Raw genomic sequence first — 22296 nt, 5'->3', positions numbered from 1 at the left:
CTCCCTGCGTTGGGCGGAGAATCCGGATCGGACGGTTGGAGATTTGGTGAGGAAGCGTGACGATTTGCCGCATCGCGCCGGTTTTTGCGCGATCATCGGGCGACCGAACGTAGGCAAGAGCACGCTGCTCAACCGCCTGATCGGGGAGAAGCTCGCGATCGTCAGCTCGAAGCCGCAGACGACGCGGAACCGCGTGCTCGGGGTGCTGAACCGCCCCGAGCTGCAGGTGGCGCTCTTCGACACCCCCGGTATCCACCGCGCCAAGGGCAGCCTCAACCGCTTCATGGTCGATCAGGCCCTCGGGATCCTCTCCGAGGTGGACGTCGTCCTCTATCTGATCGAGCCCGGGCTGATGAAGGACTCCTCGTCGCCCTCGGGCTTCCGGGTGGAGATCGGCGAGGCCAACCAGTTCATCCTCGAGAGGCTCCGGGCGAGCGGAAAGCCGGCGATCCTCGGGATCAACAAGATCGACACGATCCCCAAGGAGATGCTGCTGCCCGTGATCCAGGCGTGGCAGGCGGAGCTCCCGGGCGCGACGATCTTCCCGCTGTCGGCCCTGAAGGGCGACGGCGTCGAGAGCCTGCTGCACACCATCGGCGAGCACCTCCCCGAGGGTCCGGCGATCTTCGCCGAGGACATGCTCACGGACCTGGCCGAGCGCTTCATCGCGTCGGAGTACGTCCGCGAGCAGATCCTCCGGACCACGCACCAGGAGGTTCCCTACAGCACCGCGGTGGTGATCGAGGACTTCGACGAGTCCGAGCGCGACGGCCGCGGGCTGGTGCGGATCTTCGCGCGGATCTTCGTGGAGCGGGACTCGCAGAAGGCGATCCTGATCGGCAGCAAGGGCGAGATGCTCAAGAAGATCGGCACCGGATCGCGCAAGGAGATGGAGCGCCTGCTTGGCTGCAAGGTCTTCCTCGCGCTGCAGGTCTCGGTCGAGCCTCGTTGGAGCGAGAGGCAGGATGCGCTTCGGCGCCTGGGGTACGGATCGTGAGCGCAGCTCGAGTCATGCCGGTGGTGGCCATCGTCGGCAGGCCCAACGTGGGCAAGTCGACCCTCTTCAACCGGATCATCGGCAAGAGGGTGGCGATCGTCGAAGACCTCCCGGGCGTAACCCGGGATCGCAACTACTTCGAGGCGGAGCACGGGGGGCGGCGATTCCTCCTGGTGGACACGGGCGGTTTCGAGCCCGATACGCCCGACCGGCTGATCCAGCAGGTGCGCGACCAGGCGCAGCTCGCGATCGACGAGGCCCAGGCGGTGCTCCTCGTGGTCGACGGCCACGAGGGGCCCACCGGTGTCGACGTGGACATCGCGTCGATGGTGCGCCGAAGCGGGAAGCCGCTCTTCCTCGCCGTGAACAAGATCGACTCCTTCAAGCGGGAGGAGGAGGGCTTCCTCTCCGAGTTCCATCGCTTCGGGATCGATCGGATCCTCCCGGTGTCCGCCGAGCACGGCCGCGGCACCGAGGATCTCCTGGACGCCGTGATGACGGCGCTGCCGCCCGCCCCTGAGCCTGAGCCTGTGCCCGAGGCGTTGGACGAGGAGGCCACCGAGGAGGTGGTGGAGGACCTGGCCGCACGGCCGATCCGCCTCGCGATCATCGGCAGGCCGAACGTCGGCAAGAGCACCCTCGTCAACCAGCTCATCGGCGAGGAGCGCTTCGTCACCAGCCCGATCGCCGGCACCACCCGCGATCCGGTCGACGCGGAGCTCGAGCACAAGGGCCGGCACTTCATCCTCACCGACACCGCGGGCATCCGCCGCAAGCGCTCGATCGCCATGCGCGTCGAGGCCTACTCGGTGGTGCGGGCGCTGAAGGCGGCCGAGGCCTCGGACGTAGTGGTGATGCTCCTCGACGCGACCGAGATGGCGGTGGAGCAGGACCTGAAGATCGCCAGCCTCGCGGTGGAGCAGGGCAAGCCGGTCATCGTGGTCGTCAACAAGTGGGATCTCGTCGCGGGTGACGCGAAGAAGGCCCAGACCTTCCGCGACGACCTCGTCTGGAAGATGCCCTTCCTCGCCTTCGCGCCGTCCATCTTCGTCTCGGCCCTCACCGGCGCCCACGTGAAGGGCGTGCTCGACCGCGCCGTGCGCCTCTTCGACCAAGCGTCGTCGCGGGTGCCGACGCCCAAGCTCAACCGGCTCCTCGAGGACATCTCCAACCACCACGGCCTGCCAGTGGTGGGCGGGCAGCGTGCGCGGGTCTATTACATCGCGCAGGTCGGGATCCGACCGCCGACCTTCGTGGTCCAGACGAACCGGCCCGACCTCGTTCCGCCCGAGTACCGCCGCTACGTGGCGAACAAGCTGCGGGAGGTCTTCGAGCTCGAGGTGCCGCTCCGGCTCGTCTTCAAGCGGAAGGCCTCGCTGAGGCCGCCTCCGAAGCGGGTGAAGGAGAAGGCGGCGGGCAGGACGCGGCCGCGGCGATAGCCGCGTCGACGCGACTGCGTTCGCGACCCGTTTCCTCTGCTCCTTCGGCTCTGCGAGCGCTCGTGAGATTCATCACGAGCGCTCAGATCCCGATCGAGAGACCTGCCGTGATCAGGGTGGACGCGCCGAAGCTCGCCGAGGTCGCGCCGAGGCCGCCGTACATCAGGTGGAGCCCGGCGGCCAGGAAGGGAGCGAGGGGAACGTCCAGGCCTGCTTCGACCAGCGCGCTCAGCGAGTCGGGAGCGCCATTCAAGTCCTTGCTGAAGACGTGCACCCAGGACGCGCCCGCGCCGATGTAGGGCGTGATCGACGCCACGTCCAACCGGAGCTGGAGGGTGACGGGGACGAAGGCGGCCGTGGTCGGATCTCCTACTTCCGGGTTCAGCCGGAGCATCCCGGCCCCTCCGCTCAGCGCCATCCGCCCGCCGAGGCCGATGCGCGCGGTCGCCAGGCCCACCGGACCGGTCATGGAGCCGCCGACGAAGCCCGGCCCCATGACGCCGCCCTCGAGGCCGACGCGGAGGATGTCGCCCCGCGCGGGAGCGATCGGAAGAACGGCTGCAAGGAGGAACATCGACAAGGCAAGGAGCGAGCGCATGGCTGGCATCGAAGATCGGATCCCGGACATGGGTCAAGCCCGAGGTGCAAAACGTCAATGGAGCCGACCTTCGCCAGGACCGGCCGGCTCGCCCGTCCTCCGAGCCGTCGGGATGCGAACGCACGCCATCGAGCGTTCTGTTCTCCGTTGACGTTCCAACAGGGTTTTTCTACGGTTGCGCGGATTTTCAGGCCGCCAACCAGGAGGCGCGATTCCTTGGCAACCAAGATGACCAAGCGGGAGCTGCAGAGCCCCGACAAGTTCGAGACGACGACCGGATCGTGGTTGGAGTGGACGCAGACGCATCCCCGTGAGACCGCGACGGCGGGCGGCATCGCCCTCGTCGTGATCGTCACCCTGGGTATCGTCTTCGGCAGCTCGGAGGCGAAGGTGGACGCTACCGCCGGCGGGGCGCTCTCCAGCGCGCTGGAGCTCGCGCAGCGGAGGGTCGACGCCCATCCCGCCGCCGTTCCCGCCGAGGCCGGTGAAAAGCCCGAGGAGACCTTCCCCTCGGAGGCCGCCAAGCAGCAGGCCGTGGCGGATGCCCTCACCCAGCTGCGCAAGGATCACGCCGGCTCGAGCAGCGCCATGGGCGCGACGCTCTCCCTCGCCGACGCGCAGTTCAAGCTCGGCCGCTTCGACGAGGCGCTCGCCCTCTACGACGAGTTCCTCGCCAAGGCCCCTCGCTCCAACAGCCTGCGCTTCATGGGGCTCGAGGGCCGGGCCCTCGCCCTCGAGGGCAAGAAGGACTTCGACGGCGCGATGGCCGCCATGGATCGCCTCGCCGCCGAGGCGCCGACCTACAAGGACCGGTCGCTCTTCGGGAAGGCGCGCCTCCTCGAGCAGCAGTCGAAGTGGGACGACGCCCGCAAGCTCTACCAGGAGCTCAAGGACGGCTACGCCGAGAGCCCGGTGACGCGCAGCAGCTCGGATCGCCTCGCCGCCCTCGACTTCCGGCATCCTGCCGCCGCCCAGGCCGCAGCCGACGACGGGAAGTAGCATGCGCGCCCTGCCGCTGGTCGCCGCGGCGACGCTCCTGACGTTCTCCGGAGCCGCTGAGGCCTCGCGCCTCCCTGATCGTCCGGAGGTCAAGCGCGGCAGGGCCATCGCCACCCGCCACCGGGTGGTGAGGGTCGAGTGGAAGAAGGAGCTCACCGAGCGTGAGCTCCTCGGCTACGAGCCCAGGGAGATCGCCGGCCCGTCCGTCGCGGCGGACAACGGCGACGTCTTCGTGGGGTCGCGGAACGGCCTCGTCCGGCTGTTCGACGCGCGGGATCGGGAGCTCTGGAATCGCCAGCTCAAGGCGGCTCCCGTCGGCTCCGCCGCGATCAGCGAAGAGGCCGTGTTCATCGGTACGACCGACGGCTTCTTCTACGGTATCGACCGCTTCAACGGCGAATTCCTCTTCACCCAGAACCTCGGCGGGCAGGTGCTCGCGCGTGCGGCGGTCACGGACTCGGCTGTCTTCGTCGGCACGGACCACGACGCAGTCCACGCCCTCGATCCGGCCACCGGCGATCCGCTCTGGGTCTACCGCCGCAGCACGCCCACGGCCCTCGGCGTCCACGGCGGAACCGCCATCACGCTCAGCAACGGCCGCGTGTACGCCGGGTTCTCCGACGGCGCCGTCGTCGCCCTCGGCGCAGAGGACGGCCGGGTGATCTGGCAGACGCAGGGGGCAGGGCGCTCGCTGGAGAAGTTCCCGAACTCCCTCGCCGCACCGGTCGTCCAGAACGGCGTGGTCTACGCCACGGTGTTCAACGACGGCGTCTACGCCTATGACGCGGCGAACGGGAAGATCCGCTGGCGGGCCGATGCCCAGGGTGCCGCTTCGCTCACGCCCTCGGGCGGCCTCCTCCTCGTCGGCGGGGCAGGGAAGGCCAGGGCCTTCCAGGCGGACAGCGGCGCGCCCGCGTGGACCATCGATCTGGGCAAGAGCTTCGTGACGAGGCCCGTAGTCATCAACGGCGTGGTCCTCATGTCCGGTCCGGAGGGGATCCTGATCGCCGCCACCGAGACGGGGAAGCCCCTCGGGCGCTTCCATCCCGGCTCCGGCTTCTCGACGCCGCCGGGAACGATCGGGTCCACGATCTACGCGCTCTCCGACCTGGGCTTCTTCTACCGGCTCGAGCTCGTCGCGGAGAAGCGCTGAAGTGTCCGTCGGAGCGGTGAGGTCCGAAGCGTGAAGCGCGTGCGGGTAGTGGCGGCGCTCCTGTCGCGGGGCGAGACGATCCTCGTGCAGCAGCGGCCGCCGGGAAAGAGCCGCGGCCTGCTCTGGGAGTTCCCCGGCGGCAAGGTCGAGGCCGGCGAGAGCGACGAGGCCGCGGTCGCCCGCGAGTGCTCCGAGGAGCTCGGCGTCCAGGTGGAGGTGGGCCCCAAGCTCTGGGAGACCGCCCACGTCTACGCCGACCTCGCAGTGGAGCTGGCCCTGTACCGCGCGCGCATGTCCCCGGACGCGGTCCCGCAGCCCTACGAGGCCCATCAGCTCGCCTGGGTCGAGCGCTCGCGGCTGCCCGAGCTTCCCTTCTGCGAGGCCGACTTGCCGCTCCTGCCGCTCCTCGCGTCGGGCGAGCTCGGCTAGATGATCACCTCGACCTTCCGCGGCCTCCCCGGCATCGGGCCGTCCCGAGAGCGGGAGCTCTGGGCCAAGGGGATCCGGTCGTGGAACGAGGTCCCTCGCTCTGGCGTCCTCCTGTCGCCTCGGCTCGACGACGGCCTGCGCCGGGGCATCGACGAGCTCCAGGCCCTCTTCGAAGAGGGCGACGTGCGAGGCCTGGCCAGGCGGATCTCGCCGGCCGAGCACTGGCGTCTCTGGCCCTGGGCCCTCGGGCGGACCTGCTTCCTCGACATCGAGACGGACGGTTTCACCGACGTCGTGACCTCCGTGGCGGTCCACGGCGAGGACGGCCCGCGCGCGTTCGTCCGCGGCGTGAGCATGAACGGGCTCGGCGAGATGCTCGAAGGCTACGACGTCGTCGTCACCTTCAACGGCGCCTCGTTCGACCTCCCCGTCCTCCGGCGCGCCTTCCCCGGCCTGCCGATCCCGCCCGTCCACGTCGACCTGCGCTCGGTGTTCAAGCGCCTCGGCGAGCAGGGTGGGCTCAAGAAGATCGAGGCGCGGCTGGGCCTCACCCGTCCCGGCGAGGTGGAGGGCGTCGACGGATACGAGGCCGTGCGCCTCTGGCATCGCTGGGATGACGATCGCGACCTGGGCGCGCTCTGCACGCTGGTCGAATACAACCTCTACGACGCCATCCAGCTCCGGCCCCTCTTCGACATCGGCTACAACCGGCTCGTCGAGCAGACCGGGCTGCCCATCGAGCCGGTGCGGATCTACGAGAGGGGCGACGTCCTCTACGACGTCTCGAAGATCCTCGGGGAGCTGCGGTCGCGCTTCTGAGCTGCAGGGGCCTGGCTCTCGGCCCCCCTCAGCGACCGTAGCCGCTGATCGAGCGCTCCATCTTCTCCATCACCTGATCGATCGTGAAGGACGCCGCCTTCTGACGGGGCGGGAACTTCTCGAAGGTCTCGAGGAAGCGGCCGACCACCGACTGGGCCGCCATGATCAGGTAGGACTTGCTGAGGTACCAGTCCCAATAGGAGTTGGAGGTCGTGTCGGCGCGCTCGAAGGGATCGGTCCGCAGGTTGTAGAGCTTCGGGATTCGAAGCGCGACGAAGGGCTCGGCCCAGAGCTCCAGCGTCCCAGGGGACCGCTGCTCCATGAAGACGGCCTTCCAGTTGTCGTAGCGCAGCGCCACCAGATCGCCGTCGTCGTTGAAGTAGATGAAGCCCTCGCGCGGGCCCTTCTCCTCCTTCCCCGTCAGGTAGGGAAGGAGGTCGTAGCCGTCGATGTGGACCTTGAAGGTCTTTCCGGCGGCCTGGTGTCCGGCCTTCAGCTTCCGGACGATGTCCGACTCGCCCGCCGCCGCCAGGAACGTGGGCAGCCAGTCGTGGTGCGAGACGATGTCGTTCGACACCTTCCCCGCGGGGATCCTGCCGGGCCAGCGGACCAGCGCCGGAACTCGGAAGGCGCCCTCCCAGTTGGTGTCCTTCTCGCTGCGGAACGGCGTCATCGCGCCGTCGGGCCACGAGTTCATGTGGGGCCCGTTGTCCGTGCTGTAGACGACGATGGTGTCGTCGGCGATGCCGAGGTCGTCGAGGAGCTTCAGCATCTCGCCCACGTTGCGATCGTGGTCGATCATCGTGTCGTGGTAGCGCGACTGCCACCGCCCCGCCTGGCCCACGCTGTCCGGCTTCGTGTGGGTGCGCAGGTGCATGTGGGTCGTGTTGAGCCAGCAGAACCAGGGCTTCTTCGCGCCGTGCTGCCGCCGGATCCAGTCCTTCGCCGCCCCCACGAACTCGTCGTCGCAGGTCTTCATGCGCTCGATGGTGAGCGGGCCGGTGTCCTCGATCCGCTGCTTGCCGACCCGGCCCCATCGCGGCTCCTCGGTCGAATCGTCCTCGTCCGTCGCCCAGGCGTGGAGCACACCGCGTGGGCCGAAGCGCTCCCGGAAGTGGGGGAAGTCCTTCGGATCCGGGTAGTCCGGATCCTCGGGATCCTGCTCGGCGTTCAGGTGGTAGAGGTTCCCGAAGAACTCGTCGAAGCCGTGCATCGTGGGCAGGTACTTGTTGAGATCGCCGAAGTGGTTCTTCCCGAACTGGCCGGTGGCGTAGCCCAGCGGCTTGAGGAGCTCGGCGATCGTCGGATCCCCCGCCTGCAGCCCCACGTCGGCGCCCGGCATCCCGACCTTGCTCAATCCCGTCCGGAATACCGACTGCCCCGTGGCGAACGACGCGCGGCCCGCGGTGCAGCTCTGCTCACCGTAGAAATCGGTGAAGCGCATCCCTTCGGCGGCGATGCGATCGATGTTGGGCGTGCGATAGCCCATCATCCCGGAGCTGTAGCAGGAGAGATTCCAGATCCCGATGTCGTCGCCGAAGATCACGAGGACGTTGGGCTTCGGGCCCGCCGTTGTTCGAGAAGCGGCCATGTCGAGGCTCCTGTTCGCGGAACCTCGAAGCTATGCACAGCCCCGGAGCGGGCAAGGAGCGCTCTCGGCCTCCTTCGCCTATCGTGTCGGCTGTCGTCGCGTGGCGACTGGCGCTTGCCGCTACCGCCGCTTGGCCTTCCGTGGCGCCTTCGCTGGCGGAGGAGGGGGCGCCGGCTTCTCGCCGGCGGTTCGGAACGAGAAGCTGCGGCCGGCAAACGTGGTCCCGTCGACGCTCGAGGGGTGGGAGCTGCTATTTCCGTCCACCAGGAGGCGATAGCGCGTTCCGGTCACCAGGCCGCCCTGGGGCCGGAGCTCGTAGCGGGTGCCCTTGCCGATGGTCGCGCGGTCGTCGGAGGGGACGAGCTTCCCAGCCTCGTCCACCAGGCGGATCCGGAGGTCGGTGAGGGCGTGCTCCGAGGTGAGAACGATCGTCGCCTCGGCGGGGATTCCTTCGGCGTTCGTGTCGCCGGCGCCCTCCGGCTGGAGGGCGACCTGCAGGCCATCAGTCGTGACGACCTGAGCAGCCAGCGGCACGGGCTCGGCAGGGGGAGGGGCCGGGGCAGGAGCGGGAGGTGCCTCGACGGCCTCGATTTCCGTCCCGACGGGCGCCTGGGGGTCCTCTTCGGCGCGCGCCGCGAGAGGCGCCGACAGGGTCGCGGCGAGCAGCAGGTGGAGCGGGGCACGTCTCACGGCAATTCCTCCGGGGCCTTGCAACGCCCGGCCCCCTACGTCGCATAGACGACACCGAACGGAAAGAGCCTTTCCACGCCAGGCGCACGAGGGCCCGCCTGGCAGTCGGGTATGGCCCGCGCGTTTCCGCGGAAACGTCCCCCCGGCAGGCTAGGGGGCCCGAGTCAGGAGCCCGGCGGGCGCTGGCGCCTCGATCTCCGTCCAATCGCCGTTGGAAGGGTGCGGGAAGCCGACCCGAAGGGCGTGGAGCGCGTAGCCCTCGTCGCCAGGGAGCGCGTCCGGCCGCGGAACGCCTCCCCGCAGGTAGAGCGGATCGCCGACCAGCGGGTGACCGGCCCAGGCGAGGTGGATCCGGATCTGGTGCGGCCGGCCCGTCTCGATCTCCACGTCCGCGAGGAAGGCGTCGCCGCGGCGCTCGAGCACGTGCACGCGGCTTCGCGCCGCCTTCCCGCTCGGGCTCGCGGCGTGAATGGTGCCCAGCCGCGCGTGCTCCACTGGCCCGATGGGCTGCGCGATGTCGAGCTCCGCCCAGGGAGGAGCCCCCTCCGCCAGCGTCCGGTAGACCTTGCGGATGCCCCTGTCCCTGAACGTCGCCGACAGGGCGGCGCTCGCCGACGCCGTCCGCGTGAAGAGCACGATCCCGGAGGTCCCGCGGCCCAGGCGGTGGCAGGGGGAGGCCTCCGGATCGCGCTCCCGCACCAGCGACCAGAGCGTGTTCAAGTAGAAGCCGCCGGCGGGCATCGTCGGGAGGCCGCTCGGCTTGGACACCGCCAGGATCGCTTCGTCCTCGAAGAGGACCTCGAAGGATCGCGGCACCTCCGGCTCGTCCCAGGCGGGGCGGTGCCAGACGAGCACCTGGCCGGGGGCGAGCCGATCGCCCTCGGTAGCCGGGCGTTCGTCGAGCTCGACCTCGCCGCGATGGATCCGCTCCTGCCACGTCTCGCGGCTCGAGTGCTGGTGGCTCGCCGCCAGCCAATCGAGGACCACGTGGCCCGCGCCGCGCCGATCGATCGTCTCGCGGTAAGAGAAGCCCCGGTTCTTCACGCCCCGCCTCCGGTCACGCGGCCGCGCGGTAGTGGTCGACCATCCGATACCGCCTGGCGTAGAGACCGAAGGCCACCGCCGCGAGAAGGGCAAAGGCGCAGAAGAAGAACATCTGGAACGCGGCGACGCCCGTCCCCGTGGACGCGATCGCCTCGGTCACCGCCTCGTTCTTCACCGCAGCGTTCACCAGGAGGACCCAGAGGTTCCCGACCGTCACAGACAGGCTCCAGAAGCTCATCAGGGCGCCCTTCATCTTCGCCGGCGCCTGGCTGTACGCGAACTCGAGGCCGGTGGCCGAGACCAGCACCTCGCCGAAGGTCAGCATCGCGTAGGGCACCACCTGCCAGAGGATCGACGGCGTGGCGCCGCCGTCCAGGGTGAGCTGGATCCCACCGACCACGAGCCAGGCGAGGGCCGAGAACACGATCCCCGCCGTCATGCGGCGGAGCGGCGTCACCCGGATCCCGAGGCGCCCGAGGGTGGGGTAGAGGACCAGGTTGTTGAAGGGGATGAGCGCCATCACCAGCAGCGGGTTCAGCGCCTGCATCTGCGACGCGCTCTTGAACCAGGCCCAGCCCGGGAGCTCCATGTTCTGCGCCTGGAGGACCCACGTGGAGGCCTTCTGGTCGAAGAGGGACCAGAAGGGCGTCACCAGCGCGAAGATCACCAGGAGTCGAAGCACCGCGCGCACCCCCTCGATGTCCTCGTCGGGATGGAGGCCGCGGGCCCGCTCGAGCTGCAGGAGCACGCCGCCGCCGAAGGCCGCGAGGAAGAGCACGATCGCCAGGCAGAGGGTGGCGACGAAGCCCAGCCAGGGCGAAGCCGCCAGCGTTCCCAGGGCGAAGACCCCGCCGCCGCCGGCCAGCGCCAGGCCCGGGCGGCCTTCACCGGCGCGGGCCGTCAGGAGCGCCGTCCGCGCAACTCCCACGAAGCCGTTCGGATCCCGCGCAGCGGGCGGAACGTTCACGTAGCGCTTGCGGCCCGCCCAGAAGATCACCGTCGCGACGAACATCAGCGCGCCCGGGATCCCGAAGGCCACGCTCGGCCCGTAGGCGTCGAGGGTGAGGGGGATCAGCAGCGAGGCGAAGAAGGAGCCGAAGTTGATGATCCAGTAGAAGGCGTCGAACACCACGCGTGCGAGGGCCTTGTTCGACTGGTCGAACTGGTCGCCCACGAAGGCCGAGACACAGGGCTTGATGCCGCCGGAGCCCAGCGCGATGAGGAAGAGCCCCGTGTAGAAGCCGGTCCTGCTCGACTCGAAGAACGCGAGGAAGGCGTGGCCCACGCAGTAGAGGAGGCTCAGCCAGAGGATCGTGCGGTACTTTCCGAGCCAGCGATCCGCCAGCCAGCCGCCGAGGAGGGGGAAGAAGTAGACCCCCATCACGAAGAGGTGGAAGACCTCCTTCGCGTCCGCCTGTCGCTGCGCGGCGTCGGGCGTTCCCAGGAGCAGCCAGCCGACCAGGAAGGCCGTGAGGATGTTCCGCATCCCGTAGAAGCTGAAGCGCTCGCACGCCTCGTTGCCGATGATGAAGGGGATCTGCCTGGGGAAGCTCGGGCGGGCGTCCAGAGCGGCGGGTGCGGCTGGCGTCATGTCGCCCTGCATAGCAGAAGAGGCCGCGGCGCGCTCCCACCGTGGAACTCCTTGACGACGGAACCGATGTTCAGGAACCTTGCGCAATCAAGGGAGGAACGAATGACGCACTATCTCGGCCTGCGCACCGCCAGCTACGCCGCTCCGGACCTCGACGCCGCCAAGGCCTGGTACATCGAGGTGTTGGGCAAGGCCCCGTACTTCGATCAGCCGTTCTACGTCGGCTTCAACGTCGCCGGCTTCGAGCTCGGTCTCGTGCCGGACGCCAAGCCCGGCGTGGACGGCGGCGTCGCCTACTGGGGCGTCGGGGACGCGCGCAAGGAGTACGCCCGGCTCCTCGGCCTCGGCGCCCAGTCGCTCCACGAGCCGCAGGACGTGGGGGAGGGCATCATCACGGCGATCGTGCGCGATCCCTTCGGCAACGCCTTCGGCGTCATCGAGAACCCGCACTTCCCCAACACGGTCGGCTGACCTTCTCGCGATGCCACCCGCCGGCCAGTGCGGCGAGCGGCATCGATTCAGGCGGCTATCAGGGGTAGGGCACCCAGAACAGCCGGAGGTCGGCAGAGTCCGTAGGTCGGCTCAAGTCCCTCGTCTGATAGAAGAATCCGGTGCGGTACACGTCCCTGTACACGAGCTGCTCGTCGAGCGGGAACCATGCGCCGTCGCCGATCAGGCCGAAGGCGAGTCGATCCATGTTCGTGATCGCGAGGAAGTGATCGCCAGCCGGGGCGCTCGCCACGCCCTTGACGCCCAGATCGGAGGTGGTCCGGGTCCCCAGGTCGAGCACCGAGAGGTGCCCCGTGACCGGGTCGGTGAACATCACTCGTGAGTGGTCGTCGCTCGGCACCCATTTCGCGCCCTCGCCCAGCTCGGTCCGCTCCTCGGTGACCGGGTCGTAGAAGAAGGCCTGGCCGTAGGCCGCTGCGAAGAAGAGCTCCTCGCCGGGGAGAGGGAAGAACTGGTCGAGCTCGGAATCGATCCACCGTGTCGAACCGTCCGTCGTGTCGAGCATCTCGACATTCCGCCACGTTCTCACGAAGGCCCACCGCTCGGACTCGGTGAAGGTCCAGCCCCAGCCGTTCTCCACTGACCAGAGCTCGCCGCTCACGCGGTCGACGACCGTCGTTCCCCAAAACGTCGGCACGAAGACGAAGCGCCCGGTTGGGCTGAAGCTCATGCCCCACGGGTCCGTGATTCCCAGGCCCAGGACCGTGCCTCCCTCCAAGTCGTGGATCCGGATCCCGTCCGTTCCAATGTAGCCGAGCAGGTTGCCGTCCTCCGACCACCAGATCGCCCCGGGGCCGGGGACCGGCTCGACCGACGTGGACCAGCCGGTTGCCGGATCGAGAACGACGAGCCAGTAGACGTCGCCGATCTCGCGGAAGTACGCCATCTGACCCCGGACGGGATCCACGGCGTAGAAGGCATCCATGGGGTCCTCCGGCTGGATCAGCTCGCCCCTGGTCGTGTCGAAGATGCCCAGCGGCTGCCAGCCGATGTCAGCTAGCGCCACATAGCGGCCGTCCCTCGAGATGTAGGTCACCCCAACGCCGGGGAGGTCGGTGGTCTCGAAACCAGGGAGACGCACGAAGCGGATCCCCGTCTCGCCTTCGAGGAACAGCCCGCCGAGGGCAGCGATCGAGTGAACGTTCGAACCAACTACCGTCGACGATCCGACCAGATAGTCGTACACGACCACGTTCGACGCGTCGGAGCCGGTTCTGTAGACGAGGAAACGATCGTCCAGGAAGTACGGATCGTCGGCGTCAGGCGCGACCATGTGCGCCTCCCCTCGGAATAGCTCGACCACCGAGAGAGCTCCCCTCTCGTGGTTCGCCAACACGGCCACCTTCGACTCGTCCGGAGACAGCTCCCACCCGACGTCACCGGTGGCGATGAGCCGCCCCACCTTGAGGACCGATTCGCCCGCGTCTACCCGGTTGCCGAAGACCAACACGTTCGCCAACTCGAGCGGAGCGTAGCCAGGATACGTGAACCGGATCCGGTAGACGCCCGGGCGGATGTCATCGAGGAAGAAGCGGCCCGCGTCGTCCGTGAGCGCGGATCGATCGAGCTCGAGCACCTCGGCCTTGATGCCGGAGATGGCGGGGAGACCGTAGCGCGTCACCGTCCCCGCGATCGAGCCGCTCGGGAGCTGCTCGCCGTCGCGAACCACCACCGAGCCACCGCCCGGGCAGGTGATGGTGTGGGTTCCGTCGCCATTGCTCTCTACGTTGCACGTGACCGTCGTGCTCGTGCCGTCGGGGCAGATGATCACGGCGACGCCGTCTACGCTCGAGACCGTGCAGGATTCCGCCTCCTCACCTGCAGGGCCCGCGGGACCGGCGGGGCCCATCTCGCCGGCGCAGCCAGCGATCGCGCCGGCCAGAAAAAACGAAAGAACGTGATGTCGGTACAAGATTCCCCTCCAAGTCGTGTCGACTGCGCAAGATGCGTTGAGTTCTGATTTTTGATCTCGGACGCGGCGATCGGGTTCGATCTCCGCCTCGTCAGGGATAGGGCACCCAGAAAAGCCGGAGTTCGGCAGGGTCCGACGGTCGGCTCGGGTCCCCCGTCTGATACAAGAAGCCGGTGCGGAACAACTCAAGGTCCTGAGGCTGCTCGTCGATCGGGAGCCATGCGCCGTCCATCCCGACCAGGCCGAAGGCGCCTCGATCCATGTCCGTGATCACGAGGAAGTGATCGCCAGCCCGGGCGTTCGCGGTGCCCTGGACTCCGAGATCGGAGGTGGTCCGGGTCCCAAGATCGAGCACCGAGAGGTGCCCCGTGAGCGGGTCGGTGAACAGCACCTGGGACCGGTCGGCGTTCGGCACCCAATTCTCGCCCTCGCCCAGGTCGGTCAGCTCCTCGGTGACCGGGTCGTAGAAGAAGGCCTTCCCGGACGCCGTTGCGAAGAAGCCCTGCTCGTCAGGAAGAGGGAAGAACTGGTCGAACGCGGATTCGACGGTGTGCAGGGAGCCGTCCGTCGTGTCGAGGACTTCCGCCTTCCAGAACCAGTTTGAAAAGGCCCACCGCTCGCTCTCGGAGAAGGTCCACACCCAGGCGTCTCCCGCGGGCCAGATCGCGCCGGTCTCGCGGTCGACGATGTTCCTTCCAGAGTTGTTCGGCGCGATGACGAAGCGCCCCGTCGGGCTGAAGCTCAAGTTCCGCCCCTCCGAGATCCCCAGGTCCGTGGTCGTGCCGTGCTCGAAGTCGTGGATTCGAATCCCGTCCTCTCCCCTGAAGCCGACCAGGTTGCCGTCGTCCGACCACGAAACCATGTCGGGACCAGGGACCCACTCTATGGGCGTGGAATGCCCGGTGGCGGGATCGAGGACCATGAACCAGAGACCGAGGTCGATCATGTGGAAGTAGCCCATACGGCCCCGAGAGGGATTCATACCGAAGTGGGAAAAGGCCGGCTCCTCGATCTGGAACACCGCGCCCGAGACCGTGTCGAAGATGCCCAGCGGGTACCGGTGGTCGCGAGTCAGACCGAAATAGCGGCTGTCCCTGGAGACGTAGTTCAACCCGGCGCCGGGGAGCTCGATGATCTCGAACCCGGGGAGACGCACGAAGCGATTGCCAGACTCGCCCTCGAGAACCAGCCCGCCGGGGACGGACAACGAGTTTTCGTTCGAGCCGACCACGGTGGACGAGTCCTCCTCGAGGTCGTACACCACCACGTCCCACCCGTCGGAGCCGGCGTGGTAGCCGAGGAAACGATCGTCCAGGAAGTACGGGTTGTACGCGTCCGGCGCGACCATGCGCGCCTCCCCTCCGGCCAGCTCGACTACCCAGAGAGCTCCCCTCTCGTGTTCCCTGATGACGGCCACCTTCGACTCGTCCGGAGACACGTCCCACCGGATGTCACCGGTGGCGATGAGCCTTCCCACCTTGAGGACCGATTCGCCTACGTCGACCTGGTTGCCGAAGACCAACACGTTCCCCAACTCGAGCGGCGCGTAGCCGGGATACGTGAACCGGATCCGGTAGACCCCCGGGCGAATGTCATCGAGGAAGAAGCGACCCGTGTCGTCCGTGAGCGCGGAGCGATCGAGCTCGAGCACCTCGGCCTTGATACCGGAAATGGCGGGGAGGCCGTAGCGCGTCGCCGTCCCCGTGAGCGTGCCACGCGGGAGCTCCTCGCCGTCGCGAACCACCACCGAGCCACCGCCTGGGCACGTAATGGTGTGGGTTCCGTCGCCATTGCTCTCTACGCTGCACGTGACCGTCGTGCTCGTGCCGTCGGGGCAGGTGATCACGGCGACGCCGTCGACGCTCGAGACCGTGCAGGATTCCGCCGCCTCACCGGCAGGACCCGCGGGACCGGCTGGGCCCTTCTCGCCGGCGCAGCCAGCGAGCGCGCCGGCCAGGAAAAACGAAAGAACGTGATTCCGGTACATGAATCCCCTCCAGATCGTATCGAATGACGCACGATATGCCGGCCCCAGATACTCCAAGTGAGGGCGTGATGGAAGCGACAACTCAGCGTAGCGACGTCCTCGCCCGCCTGGTCGAGGGGGTGCATGCCCGTGCCACAGCCGAGCTCGCGCGCGAAGCCGAGTCGATCGCCGGCGGCATCATGTCCTTCGACGGCGTCGGCTCCTGGGCCAACCTGGCCGTCGGTCTCGGCCTGGACGGTCCCGTCGAGGCCGACGAGCTGGATCGTCTGGTTCGCTTCTACGCCGACCGAGGGGTCGAGCCGCGGATCGAGATCTGCCCCTTCGTCGACGAATCCCTGCTTCGGGGTCTCGCCGATCGGGGCTTCACCGTCCGAGACTTCGAGAATCTCCTCGTCCGTGATCTGCGGGGTGGGGCGCTACCGCAGGCCGACGGGGGACCGGACCGTCTGGAGATCGCTCGCGTCGATCCGTCGAACGAGGCGCAGGTCCGGACCTTCATTGACGTGTCGACGTCGGGCTTCCGGCCCGAGGGCGAGGCCCTGGCGGAGCCTCTGCTTTCTCTCACCAGGGGGATGGTCTCGAGCCCCAGCAACCGCTGCTTCCTCGCGCTCTACGAGGGCGAGCCCGCCGGCGGAGGCGCAGTGGGTGTGTCCGGCTCCATCGGCGCCCTCTTTGGCACCTCCGTGCTTCCCCGATATCGGCGGCGCGGGATCCAGCGCGCCTTGATCCTGCGGCGGCTGCAGCAGGCACGGGACGAGGGCTGCACCCACGCGGTCATCGCCTCCAAACCGGGCATCGCGACGGAGCGCAACGCGACGAGAGTGGGGTTCTTCCTCGCGTACACCAAGGTCCTGCTCGCTCTGCGGCGCGAAGGGCTCGTTCCATCTCCCTGAGCCGTACGTTCGAGCGGGCGAGTTCCACTGGGAAGCGGACTGTGCGACACTCACTGTAAACTCAACGCTAGGGGGCTCCTTTGCGACTTCGACACTCGCTCTCTCTCGTAGTTCTGCTCGCGTCGTTTGGCTGTGCTCACGGGAAGAGCGCCTCGCCCCTACCGGCCGTCGACGGCGGGAATCCGAGCGCGGTCCCGAGCTCGTCGAAACCGAAGCCGGTGGAGATCGTGGCTCGCCCCTTACCGGATTTGCAGGTTCAGGATGCATGGGCTGCCTACGCAATTGGTCTCGGGCGCGGCTACGACGCGATGGCGAAGGAGGCTCGTCTCGATGTCCGGTGGCGCGGAATGGAAGTGGAGCTTGTCGCGCGGGCCGTCCTCGCTCGGAAGTGGAAGAAGGTGCAGGAGGAGTCGAAGGCGTCCGATCCGTATCTGAACACGCTCGTCGAAGTGTATGACGCCCGTCTGCTCGCGGAATATGGCGTCGCCTACTTGTCGAAGCCAGGATGGTTCGTATCGCCGGAGTGGCTCGCAGACCTAGACCTCGAACGCTTCGGTTCCTGGGCCGCCACGAATCTGGCGGGGCACGAGCCGCAGACCCACGCTTATCTGCACAGGAATTACGAATCTCCCTTCGGCCCCCCGCCCGGCGCGTGGATCCCGGAGCAAGAGGCGGCCACCGACGAAACGTGCAGGAAGTCGGCCGAGGAGTTCTTCGAGGGGGTCTCGCGGTGGAAGAGCGAGAGCGCCGAGCTTCCCGCTCCCGTCGTCGCTGCGCGGAGCCAGAAGGAGTTCGCCACCCTCCTGGAGCGCCTCTCGAAGAATCCGGCCGTCCGGGCGCGTGGCCTCATCTGGGCGCACCCGAGCGTCGCGACCCTCCACTTTCGGGCCGGCTTTTGCGCCGTTTCTCTAGGAGAGTACGAGCGAGCCCTCGAGCCGTTGCAGACCGCGATCGAGCTCAGTCCGTTCACGTCCCATTACTACGGCGAGCTGGCGCAAGCGCTGATCCACCTGGAGCGGAAGCCGGAAGCGCTGAAGCGGCTGGCCGAGGGGATCGAAATATCCGACGACCCTTGCGAGCTCGCCTATCTCCTTCGTACCCGTGGGTTCATCCAGGTGGAGAACGGGGAGCTCGCGCTCGCCCGGGTGTCCTATCGGCAATCGCTCGAGCTCGCTCCCGGCAACGCAAACGCGCTTCGCGAGCTGGCGCTCATCGAGGACATGCTCTCGCGCTCCGGCCTTCCCTCCAACACCTCGGACGTGGCCCCCTTGCCGCTTCCGCGTCTGCCGGTGGGGCTCAACAAGTGCCATTAGCTCTCGACCGCCGAGGCCGAATCCCGGGCATGCCGAATCGCGCGATCCCCGTTAGACCTGGGTAATGGGCCCCCATGTCTTGCACGACCTCCATTCCGACGGCTCGGAGCTCCACGTCGCGCGCCGATCGCCGGAAGTCGCTCGACCGTCGCACAGGGCGCACGTCACCCATTCTCACGCGGTGATCGTGACGTGCCTCGCGGGTCATGGCCGCGTCGAACAGCAGCGGACGACGTGGGAGGTTCACGAGGGCGAGGTCTTCCTCGTGCCCGCAGGCGAACCTCACCGCTGGATCGAGTCCGACCGACTCGAGCGCTGGGAGATCAGCGTTTGCGTCCCTTGTCTCGTCGCGAGCGAAGGGGCGCTCCTTCTCGAACCCTTCGAACGCGTTCGCGCCGGTGCCGCACCCATCGTCCGCATCGCCCCGGCACGGCTACCGTTCCTCGATGCCCTCCATCGGGAGATGGCAGGGATGGAGGGCGATCGGGACGCTGCTTCGGCGCTGGCGCGGCGCAGCCTACTGAATTTGATCCTGCACGACGTTCAGCGCGCGATGCATCCGCAGGCCGATACGACACTGGCAGCCGGCGTCGTGGTCGATGCGCTCCGCTTCATCGAGAGGAACTGCCTCCAGCGGATCTCCCTTCGGGAGGTCGCGGAGGCAGTGGGGCGCAGCCCCGCCTACGTGACGACAGCGCTCTCCCGGGCGACCGGACTGAGCGCGGTCGAGTGGATCACCGCCGGCCGCATGGCCGAAGCTCGGCGGATCCTGCTGCACTCGGACGAGATGATCGACGTGGTCGCCGAGCGGGTGGGATACGCCGATTCGACCCACTTCATTCGCGTCTTTCAGAGGACCCAGGGCGCGACGCCCGCGGCCTGGCGAGCGTCGACACGGCGCTCCGGCCGAGGCGCGTCGGCTTGATCGCGGCTCTCGGGACGGCTATCGAAGGCCCCAGGCCAGCAGGCTCGCCGCGGCGTAGAGCCCGAGCCCATAGATGGAATGGGCGAGAAGGCTGAGCAGCCGGGCTGCGGGCGGGTTGGGCGCCTTCGACGCGAAGAAGCCCAGTCCGAGCGCGGGCTGCATGATCAGGTACGGAGCCAGAACCGTCACCAACCCGACGAGCAGCGCCGGGAATAGCGTCGGTCGCTGTGCCCACTCCTGGCCCCATCCCGCCACGAGCACCGCGGCGAAGGAAATTCCAATCAGGTAGTGCGCGCACCAGCCGAGGGCCCGCTCTCCACGGACGGGAGCGGCCGCGACGATCCGCTCGTGCGAAAAGACGCCTTCGCGGAAGTGGCCGATCCAGCGGCCGACCATCGCGAGGTCGAGCGTTCGGATGCCGAGCTTCCTCAAGAGAAGGGACCAGAGATCCATCAACGCGGTGGCTCCGACGCCGATCGAGGCCGCGTACACGAGAAACTTTCCTGCTTCGCTCATTTCATGACTCCTTTTCCCTCGGAGAGGCCGAGGTTGGCGAAATGGGAGGTATCGGTCGCGCCGCGATGCCTCAATGGCGGGTCTTTCGCGTGGATCGGCGTTTCTTTGGATTGGATGGGAACCACTGATTCGGCGACTCCGCGACCGGCTCGGATGACGCCGATCGGGAGTCCCTCGGTGTCCGCGGCAGCGCCAGCTCCTCGCTCCCGGGCGGAAGGGGGGTTGCTCGAACGGCCGAGAGACAGTAGAAGGCGCCGGGACGTGCCCTCGGGCGCGGCCGGTGCAGTTGGATCAAGAGCTGTAGGAAGTGGAAGTGGATGTTCTCCGTATTGCTGTCGTAGCAGCGGGCTCGCTCCTCGGGCCCGCCCGGCGTGTTCCCTCCGCCGAACCCCGTGCCAGTTCCGCGTCCACGAGGGCGCCTGAGCCGGCTGGGCTCTCCCGCTCCCAACGGGCGCGGTAGCTCCCCTCGCAACGGAAGCCCTGCTCGAGCCCGACGGTTACCCGAAGAGACGGGCGACCCTCGCGCAAGGCGCCGCGTTCCGACCTCCGTCGTCCCGTTTCACCCCTCGCTCTGACCGGCGAGAGGGGGCGGCTGACGCCGAGCGGGCGCTTGCCTGAAGCCACTACATCGACGCGCCGCCCGTGCTCGAAGAGCGCGGGGCGCTGGTTCACGCGCCACATGCAGACACGGTCGGGGGGCCGAGCGGATGCTCGTCGGCGCCCTGGAGTTGTGAGTTGTACGAGAATCCGGCCTGGAACAAGCCTCGAAGCAACGGTGGACTTTCCTTCTTTCGCTCGATCCTCTCTGCGGTCCCCGCCTTCGGCGCCACCCGCGACCGCTTCGTCGAGGACCTCGGCGGACTGATCCCGTGGCTCCGGAATTCGCCGGGCAAGCAGGTGGCCGCCGCCCGGAAGTTTGCGGCGCCTGTCCGGCAGAAGCAGCCTTCTCTCGTCCTCGACCTCAGCCAGCCGGACCGCTACGTTTTCGCGTTTCGCGGACTCGACGACGTGCAGCAGTTCATCGCGTGGCACGAGCTGCGCCGTGAGCTCACCGTCTTCGCCTGGCTCGGTCGCCCGGTCGCCGTCATCGAGCCAGTGCCCAAGGACTCGATGAGCACCCGGATCCGCAAGGAGCTCGCCCAGGCCCTCGGCAGCACGGTCGTCCCCTACAAGATCGAGGTCGAGGTCATCTCCTGGCGCATCGCCAAGGTGAAGAAGGTCGTGGCCAAGGACGTGGTAACCTTCGTGCCAACGGCGTCGCGCGACCTCCTCCTGGAGACGGCCGAGGACTCCGCCTACCTCAGCTACGGCACGCTCATCCTCGCGGACCTCGCCGACGGCGACGTGGAAGCCGCCAAGGAGCTGGTGCGGCGCTGCCGCCTCAGCGAGTGGTCCCACGCAGAGATGCCCGCCGTTGATCGCGAGAGCCTCGTGTGTGCCCCCGGTGGCAACCAAGTGATCTGGTCCAAGCCCTCCAAGAGCGTGGAGGAGATCTCCCGCTTCCTCCGCGAGAGGGCCGCCGCCTGCGGCTGGGCCTTCGAGGTGGAAGGGCGGCTCGCCGCCTGAACGGGGGTGGTGCCGCTCGCGTTCCTCGAGGGGGCGAGGGCGACGCTACGGAGCTCCGACCAACCGGACCTCCCGCTGCCGATCCTCGCCACCGACGAGCGCCAGCAGTCCCTCTCCCTCCTCGACGACCGCGTCGCGCTCCTGCTTCCGCCATCGTTCGAGCGGCGTAATCGTGAGGATCGCGTCGCGGCGCGTTTTCTCGATCCTCCAGGTGCCGCGGACGAAGCCGTCGACGAGGATGGTCCCGGGCGTCACGGCGTTCGGCCTCGAGATCTCCTTCCGATTGGCGTCGGAGATGATGCGGCGGCGGTCGGCGTGGGAGAGTAGGGCGTTGTCCCAGCCCGGCAGGAAGCGTGGCGGCGCCGGCGTGTCGGGATCCGGGAGCGGCGCATCGGGGACGTCGAAGAGCTCGTCGCCATCCTCGTCTCGCATCGAGCGAAGGCGCGGTCGGAGTCCATCGAGGACGGGACGCAGCGCTTGGAGGCCCGACCAGGTCTGGATGTCCCGGGCCGTGGCGGGACCGAAGGCGCGCAGGTACCGCACGACGAGCTCGTCCGTCGGGATTCCCCCAGCCAGAGGCCGGCCGAGCCAGTACTCGGCCGTGGTGTGGACGGCTTGTCCGCTCTTGCCCCAGAGGCCGCGCGGCGGAACCTGAACCAGGGGCACGTGGGTGCGAACGGCATGGGCGAGGGCCTCGGCGTCGCGATCCGGCCAGCGTTCCTGCAGGAGCTTGCCGAGGGCGGCGCCGGTGCTTGGTTGCTGCTCGAGCAGCGCACGCCCTGCCGCGGCGAGCGTCCCGCGATCGATTCCTTCCAGCTTGGGACCGGCGGCGCTGGCGTCGAGGCCTCGGGTCAAGACCGGCTGCAGCGTGGGGCGCAGGCGGAGGCAGTCCGCCGCGGTGACGAGGTGGATTGTGGAGCGCATCAGCGCGATGCGTACGGCCTGCCGGTCCGCGATCGAGCGGCTGAGCTCTTCGGGCGCAAACGCATCCAGCCGGGACCAGAGGCCCAGATAGGGCTGCTGGGGATCCTGGGCCTGGAGCCCCACGAGGTGCTCGAGCGCGTCTCCAACGGAGCGCTTCTCGCGGCGGAGCAGGAGCTGACGCTGCAGGAGGGCACGGTTCAGCGTGCGCAGATCAAGGACGCCATGGCGCCGCGCCCGAGAGCCGCTCTTCATGCCCTGGGAGGGCGCCATTCCGCCGCGTGCGGCAACGTTCCGCTCGTCGAGATCCGTATCCATCGCTTCCCTCTGCCGGTCCATGCGACGAGCAGGATGCGATCCCTTGCGGACGAGATCGATCCTCGATTCGCCTTGGGGCGAGAGT

20 protein-coding genes are annotated in these 22296 nt (G+C 68.3%); 11 read left to right on the top strand and 9 right to left on the bottom strand.

What is annotated here, in order from left to right; translation table 11 throughout:
- Positions 1-46: 46 nt before the first annotated feature.
- Both era and der read left to right on the top strand, forming a co-directional pair.
- Positions 47-997: a GTPase Era gene (gene era, locus AKJ08_RS06595; RefSeq protein ID WP_050727461.1), complete on the top strand. Its 951-nt coding sequence runs from the start codon at positions 47-49 to the stop codon at positions 995-997.
- 14 nt (positions 998-1011) lie between these two features.
- Complete coding sequence (gene der / locus AKJ08_RS06590) at positions 1012-2436, top strand: ribosome biogenesis GTPase Der (RefSeq protein WP_050725338.1); 1425 nt, start codon at positions 1012-1014, stop codon at positions 2434-2436.
- Positions 2437-2518: 82 nt separating this feature from the next.
- On the opposite strand, the gene AKJ08_RS06585 is transcribed toward der, so the two are convergent.
- Positions 2519-3034: a hypothetical protein gene (locus tag AKJ08_RS06585; RefSeq protein ID WP_050725337.1), complete on the bottom strand. Its 516-nt coding sequence runs from the start codon at positions 3032-3034 to the stop codon at positions 2519-2521.
- Positions 3035-3250: 216 nt separating this feature from the next.
- Between AKJ08_RS06585 and AKJ08_RS06580 the strand changes: the two genes are divergently transcribed.
- The 4 genes from AKJ08_RS06580 to AKJ08_RS06565 are packed head-to-tail and all read left to right on the top strand — an operon-like array spanning position 3251 to position 6434.
- Positions 3251-4033: a tetratricopeptide repeat protein gene (locus AKJ08_RS06580; protein WP_050725336.1), complete on the top strand. Its 783-nt coding sequence runs from the start codon at positions 3251-3253 to the stop codon at positions 4031-4033.
- A gap of 1 nt (position 4034) precedes the next feature.
- Positions 4035-5186, top strand: a complete 1152-nt coding sequence (locus AKJ08_RS06575) for an outer membrane protein assembly factor BamB family protein (RefSeq protein ID WP_050725335.1) — start codon at positions 4035-4037, stop codon at positions 5184-5186.
- A 30-nt stretch (positions 5187-5216) separates the two neighbouring features.
- A complete protein-coding gene (locus AKJ08_RS06570; RefSeq protein ID WP_338062185.1) occupies positions 5217-5615 on the top strand; it encodes a (deoxy)nucleoside triphosphate pyrophosphohydrolase in 399 nt (132 codons plus the stop codon).
- The gene (locus AKJ08_RS06565; RefSeq protein WP_050725334.1) at positions 5616-6434 is read left to right on the top strand and encodes a ribonuclease H-like domain-containing protein; all 819 of its coding nucleotides are present in this window, start codon (positions 5616-5618) and stop codon (positions 6432-6434) included.
- A 28-nt stretch (positions 6435-6462) separates the two neighbouring features.
- Here AKJ08_RS06565 and AKJ08_RS06560 read toward each other — a convergent pair whose 3' ends face one another.
- From AKJ08_RS06560 to AKJ08_RS06545, 4 genes are all read right to left on the bottom strand, one after another.
- Positions 6463-8025 carry an arylsulfatase gene (locus tag AKJ08_RS06560; RefSeq protein WP_050725333.1) on the bottom strand — a complete coding sequence of 521 codons (1563 nt, stop codon included), beginning with the start codon at positions 8023-8025 and terminating at the stop codon, positions 6463-6465.
- 120 nt (positions 8026-8145) lie between these two features.
- Positions 8146-8715, bottom strand: a complete 570-nt coding sequence (locus tag AKJ08_RS06555; RefSeq protein ID WP_050725332.1) for a hypothetical protein — start codon at positions 8713-8715, stop codon at positions 8146-8148.
- 150 nt (positions 8716-8865) lie between these two features.
- Positions 8866-9759, bottom strand: coding sequence for an RluA family pseudouridine synthase (locus AKJ08_RS06550; RefSeq protein ID WP_050725331.1), 894 nt, complete (start codon positions 9757-9759; stop codon positions 8866-8868).
- A 13-nt stretch (positions 9760-9772) separates the two neighbouring features.
- Positions 9773-11350, bottom strand: coding sequence for a POT family MFS transporter (locus tag AKJ08_RS06545; protein ID WP_050727459.1), 1578 nt, complete (start codon positions 11348-11350; stop codon positions 9773-9775).
- Positions 11351-11452: 102 nt separating this feature from the next.
- Between AKJ08_RS06545 and AKJ08_RS06540 the strand changes: the two genes are divergently transcribed.
- Positions 11453-11821, top strand: a complete 369-nt coding sequence (locus AKJ08_RS06540; protein WP_050725330.1) for a VOC family protein — start codon at positions 11453-11455, stop codon at positions 11819-11821.
- 58 nt (positions 11822-11879) lie between these two features.
- Here the strand turns inward: AKJ08_RS06540 and AKJ08_RS06535 are convergent, their stop codons facing one another.
- Both AKJ08_RS06535 and AKJ08_RS06530 read right to left on the bottom strand, forming a co-directional pair.
- Positions 11880-13772: a hypothetical protein gene (locus AKJ08_RS06535; protein WP_050725329.1), complete on the bottom strand. Its 1893-nt coding sequence runs from the start codon at positions 13770-13772 to the stop codon at positions 11880-11882.
- Between the two features lie 91 nt (positions 13773-13863).
- Complete coding sequence (locus AKJ08_RS06530; RefSeq protein ID WP_050725328.1) at positions 13864-15759, bottom strand: hypothetical protein; 1896 nt, start codon at positions 15757-15759, stop codon at positions 13864-13866.
- A gap of 68 nt (positions 15760-15827) precedes the next feature.
- Between AKJ08_RS06530 and AKJ08_RS06525 the strand changes: the two genes are divergently transcribed.
- The 3 genes from AKJ08_RS06525 to AKJ08_RS20630 all read left to right on the top strand — a co-directional run bounded on the left by AKJ08_RS06525 (position 15828) and on the right by AKJ08_RS20630 (position 18890).
- Positions 15828-16652 carry a GNAT family N-acetyltransferase gene (locus AKJ08_RS06525; RefSeq protein WP_050725327.1) on the top strand — a complete coding sequence of 275 codons (825 nt, stop codon included), beginning with the start codon at positions 15828-15830 and terminating at the stop codon, positions 16650-16652.
- A gap of 347 nt (positions 16653-16999) precedes the next feature.
- Positions 17000-17965, top strand: coding sequence for a tetratricopeptide repeat protein (locus tag AKJ08_RS06520; protein WP_050725326.1), 966 nt, complete (start codon positions 17000-17002; stop codon positions 17963-17965).
- Positions 17966-18029: 64 nt separating this feature from the next.
- Entirely contained in the window at positions 18030-18890 is an 861-nt protein-coding gene (locus tag AKJ08_RS20630; protein ID WP_082342814.1) for a helix-turn-helix transcriptional regulator, read from the top strand.
- A gap of 18 nt (positions 18891-18908) precedes the next feature.
- Here AKJ08_RS20630 and AKJ08_RS06510 read toward each other — a convergent pair whose 3' ends face one another.
- Positions 18909-19382, bottom strand: a complete 474-nt coding sequence (locus tag AKJ08_RS06510; protein ID WP_205624780.1) for a DUF2938 domain-containing protein — start codon at positions 19380-19382, stop codon at positions 18909-18911.
- A 759-nt stretch (positions 19383-20141) separates the two neighbouring features.
- Between AKJ08_RS06510 and AKJ08_RS06505 the strand changes: the two genes are divergently transcribed.
- Positions 20142-20972: a hypothetical protein gene (locus tag AKJ08_RS06505; protein ID WP_050725324.1), complete on the top strand. Its 831-nt coding sequence runs from the start codon at positions 20142-20144 to the stop codon at positions 20970-20972.
- Positions 20973-21017: 45 nt separating this feature from the next.
- On the opposite strand, the gene AKJ08_RS06500 is transcribed toward AKJ08_RS06505, so the two are convergent.
- Positions 21018-22211, bottom strand: coding sequence for a winged helix DNA-binding domain-containing protein (locus AKJ08_RS06500; protein WP_240475458.1), 1194 nt, complete (start codon positions 22209-22211; stop codon positions 21018-21020).
- Between the last annotated feature and the right edge of the window lie 85 nt (positions 22212-22296).

The organism is Vulgatibacter incomptus, assembly GCF_001263175.1.
Lineage (GTDB): Bacteria > Myxococcota > Myxococcia > Myxococcales > Vulgatibacteraceae > Vulgatibacter > Vulgatibacter incomptus.
This window is presented reverse-complemented; position numbering and strand designations above follow the sequence as displayed.